Source organism: Kiloniella spongiae (assembly GCF_001026905.1).
Taxonomy (GTDB): Bacteria; Pseudomonadota; Alphaproteobacteria; order Kiloniellales; family Kiloniellaceae; genus Kiloniella; species Kiloniella spongiae.
Genome location: NZ_LAQL01000077.1, coordinates 1 through 320, shown reverse-complemented (window position 1 = coordinate 320; position 320 = coordinate 1). Strand labels below are relative to the sequence as shown.

Annotated in this window: 1 protein-coding gene; it reads left to right on the top strand. The window is 49.4% G+C overall.

The genetic code is table 11. From position 1 onward, the window contains the following. The coding region (locus WH96_RS20975; protein ID WP_047766205.1) for an EF-Tu C-terminal domain-related protein at nt 1–320 on the top strand (320 nt) is incomplete at both ends.

The following is a 320-nucleotide window of genomic DNA, read 5'->3' as shown; positions in this document are numbered from 1 at the left end:
CGTGGCGTTGGCCGTGAAGATGTTGAGCGTGGTCAGGTTCTTGCGAAGCCGGGTTCTATTACACCTCACACGAACTTCAAAGCTGAAGCTTATATTCTGACGAAAGAAGAGGGCGGTCGTCACACACCATTCTTCTCTAACTATCGTCCACAGTTCTATTTCCGTACAACTGACGTTACGGGTGTTGTTTCTCTGCCAGAAGGTACAGAGATGGTAATGCCTGGTGATAACATTGCTATGGATGTTGAACTTATCGCACCAATCGCGATGACTGATGGTTTGCGTTTTGCGATCCGTGAAGGCGGCCGTACCGTTGGTGC